The organism is Pseudonocardia halophobica, from assembly GCF_027922425.1.
Taxonomy (GTDB): domain Bacteria; phylum Actinomycetota; class Actinomycetes; order Mycobacteriales; family Pseudonocardiaceae; genus Pseudonocardia; species Pseudonocardia halophobica.
Map to the genome: position 1 here is coordinate 1 of NZ_BSFQ01000226.1, position 643 is coordinate 643.

Annotated in this window: 1 protein-coding gene; it reads left to right on the forward strand. The window is 71.2% G+C overall.

Annotation, left to right across the window (positions count from 1 at the left end; all coding sequences use genetic code 11):
- Nucleotides 1-643: GMC family oxidoreductase N-terminal domain-containing protein (locus PKE99_RS38300; protein ID WP_369075890.1), on the forward strand; the 643-nt coding region annotated here is incomplete at both ends.

Sequence of the window (643 nt, forward strand, 5' to 3'; positions counted from 1 at the left end):
CGAGCGCCAGCGGTGCTGGTCATTCGAACCGAACGTCCGCCAGCTCCCGGAGGATTACCCGACCACCGGCAACACGACCCCCTACATCTACACCGGTGTCGGCGGCTCCACCCTGCACTACGCCGGAGCCTGGCCGCGGTTCAAGCCGGTGGACTTCCGCAAGGGCACCGAGCACGGGGTCGAGGGCACGATCGACTGGCCCATCTCCTACGAGGAGCTCGAGCCGTTCTACGCCATCAACGACGCCGAGATCGGCGTCGCGCGCCGCACCGGCGACCCGGGCAATCCGGCGCGTCCCGAGGGCTGGGGCCCGGCGAGCCGCGGAGGCAAGGTCGGGCACAAGATGGCGACCGGGTTCGACAAGCTCGGCTGGCACTGGTGGCCCGCGGACAACGCGATCCTCACCCGGGCCAAGGACGCCCGGCTGGCCTGCAACGACTGCGGCTTCTGCCTGGCCGGCTGCCCGCGGCATTCCATCGCCTCCACCGACGTGTCGTACTGGCCGAAGGCGCTGCGCAACGGCGTCGACCTGCGGGTGAACGCCCGGGTCGAGCAGATCCACGCGAAGAACGGCCGCGCGACCGGGGCGACGTACATCGACCGTGTCACCGGGCAGCGGCACGAGGTGCGGGCCGGGGTCGTG